The organism is Pseudomonas jessenii, from assembly GCF_002236115.1.
Lineage (GTDB): Bacteria > Pseudomonadota > Gammaproteobacteria > Pseudomonadales > Pseudomonadaceae > Aquipseudomonas > Aquipseudomonas jessenii.
Genome location: NZ_NIWT01000012.1, coordinates 1 through 3,077 on the forward strand (window position 1 = coordinate 1; position 3,077 = coordinate 3,077).

General features: G+C 51.2%; 1 rRNA gene. It reads right to left on the reverse strand.

What is annotated here, in order from left to right:
• Nucleotides 1-19: 19 nt before the first annotated feature.
• Nucleotides 20-2,913, reverse strand: a 23S ribosomal RNA gene (locus tag PSJE_RS30100).
• Nucleotides 2,914-3,077 lie beyond the last annotated feature (164 nt).

Below are 3,077 nucleotides of genomic sequence, written 5' to 3' on the forward strand. Positions count from 1 at the left end.
CAAATTGCTTGGGTGTTATATGGTCAAGCCTCACGGGCAATTAGTATTGGTTAGCTCAACGCCTCACAGCGCTTACACACCCAACCTATCAACGTCGTAGTCTTCGACGGCCCTTCAGGGGACTCAAGGTCCCAGTGAGATCTCATCTTGAGGCAAGTTTCCCGCTTAGATGCTTTCAGCGGTTATCTTTTCCGAACATAGCTACCCGGCAATGCCACTGGCGTGACAACCGGAACACCAGAGGTTCGTCCACTCCGGTCCTCTCGTACTAGGAGCAGCCCCTCTCAAATCTCAAACGTCCACGGCAGATAGGGACCGAACTGTCTCACGACGTTCTAAACCCAGCTCGCGTACCACTTTAAATGGCGAACAGCCATACCCTTGGGACCGGCTTCAGCCCCAGGATGTGATGAGCCGACATCGAGGTGCCAAACACCGCCGTCGATATGAACTCTTGGGCGGTATCAGCCTGTTATCCCCGGAGTACCTTTTATCCGTTGAGCGATGGCCCTTCCATACAGAACCACCGGATCACTAAGACCTACTTTCGTACCTGCTCGACGTGTCTGTCTCGCAGTCAAGCGCGCTTTTGCCTTTATACTCTACGACCGATTTCCGACCGGTCTGAGCGCACCTTCGTACTCCTCCGTTACTCTTTAGGAGGAGACCGCCCCAGTCAAACTACCCACCATACACTGTCCTCGATCCGGATAACGGACCTGAGTTAGAACCTCAAAGTTGCCAGGGTGGTATTTCAAGGATGGCTCCACGCGAACTGGCGTCCACGCTTCAAAGCCTCCCACCTATCCTACACAAGCAAATTCAAAGTCCAGTGCAAAGCTATAGTAAAGGTTCACGGGGTCTTTCCGTCTAGCCGCGGATACACTGCATCTTCACAGCGATTTCAATTTCACTGAGTCTCGGGTGGAGACAGCGCCGCCATCGTTACGCCATTCGTGCAGGTCGGAACTTACCCGACAAGGAATTTCGCTACCTTAGGACCGTTATAGTTACGGCCGCCGTTTACCGGGGCTTCGATCAAGAGCTTCGCGTTAGCTAACCCCATCAATTAACCTTCCGGCACCGGGCAGGCGTCACACCCTATACGTCCACTTTCGTGTTTGCAGAGTGCTGTGTTTTTAATAAACAGTCGCAGCGGCCTGGTATCTTCGACCGGCGTGGGCTTACGCAGTAAATGCTTCACCCTCACCGGCGCACCTTCTCCCGAAGTTACGGTGCCATTTTGCCTAGTTCCTTCACCCGAGTTCTCTCAAGCGCCTTGGTATTCTCTACCCAACCACCTGTGTCGGTTTGGGGTACGGTTCCTGGTTACCTGAAGCTTAGAAGCTTTTCTTGGAAGCATGGCATCAACCACTTCGTGTTCCAAAGGAACACTCGTCATCAGCTCTCGGCCTTAAGATCCCGGATTTACCTAAGATCTCAGCCTACCACCTTAAACTTGGACAACCAACGCCAAGCTGGCCTAGCCTTCTCCGTCCCTCCATCGCAATAACCAGAAGTACAGGAATATTAACCTGTTTTCCATCGACTACGCTTTTCAGCCTCGCCTTAGGGACCGACTAACCCTGCGTCGATTAACGTTGCGCAGGAAACCTTGGTCTTTCGGCGTGGGTGTTTTTCACACCCATTGTCGTTACTCATGTCAGCATTCGCACTTCTGATACCTCCAGCAAGCTTCTCAACTCACCTTCACAGGCTTACAGAACGCTCCTCTACCGCATCATCCGAAGATGATACCCGTAGCTTCGGTGTATGGTTTGAGCCCCGTTACATCTTCCGCGCAGGCCGACTCGACTAGTGAGCTATTACGCTTTCTTTAAAGGGTGGCTGCTTCTAAGCCAACCTCCTAGCTGTCTAAGCCTTCCCACATCGTTTCCCACTTAACCATAACTTTGGGACCTTAGCTGACGGTCTGGGTTGTTTCCCTTTTCACGACGGACGTTAGCACCCGCCGTGTGTCTCCCATGCTCGGCACTTGTAGGTATTCGGAGTTTGCATCGGTTTGGTAAGTCGGGATGACCCCCTAGCCGAAACAGTGCTCTACCCCCTACAGTGATACATGAGGCGCTACCTAAATAGCTTTCGAGGAGAACCAGCTATCTCCGAGCTTGATTAGCCTTTCACTCCGATCCACAGGTCATCCGCTAACTTTTCAACGGTAGTCGGTTCGGTCCTCCAGTCAGTGTTACCTAACCTTCAACCTGCCCATGGATAGATCGCCCGGTTTCGGGTCTATTCCCAGCGACTAGACGCCCTATTAAGACTCGCTTTCGCTACGCCTCCCCTATTCGGTTAAGCTCGCCACTGAAAATAAGTCGCTGACCCATTATACAAAAGGTACGCAGTCACCCAACAAAGTGGGCTCCCACTGCTTGTACGCATACGGTTTCAGGATCTATTTCACTCCCCTCTCCGGGGTTCTTTTCGCCTTTCCCTCACGGTACTAGTTCACTATCGGTCAGTCAGTAGTATTTAGCCTTGGAGGATGGTCCCCCCATATTCAGACAAAGTTTCTCGTGCTCCGTCCTACTCGATTTCATGACTAAGAGATTTTCGCGTACAGGGCTATCACCCACTATGGCCGCACTTTCCAGAGCGTTCCGCTAATCTCAAAGCCACTTAAGGGCTAGTCCCCGTTCGCTCGCCACTACTAAGGGAATCTCGGTTGATTTCTTTTCCTCAGGGTACTTAGATGTTTCAGTTCCCCTGGTTCGCCTCTTGCACCTATGTATTCAGTACAAGATAACCATCTTATGATGGCTGGGTTCCCCCATTCAGACATCTCCGGATCAAAGTCTGTTTGCCGACTCCCCGAAGCTTTTCGCAGGCTACCACGTCTTTCATCGCCTCTGACTGCCAAGGCATCCACCGTATGCGCTTCTTCACTTGACCATATAACCCCAAGCAATCTGGTTATACTGTGAAGACGACATTCGCCGAAAATTCGAATTTCTCAACTAAGAGAACTCACAAATTTTACCTTAGCCTGATCCGTTACCAGTGAAAGTAACGTTCAGTCTATCTTTCTATCACATACCCAAATTTTTAAAGAACGA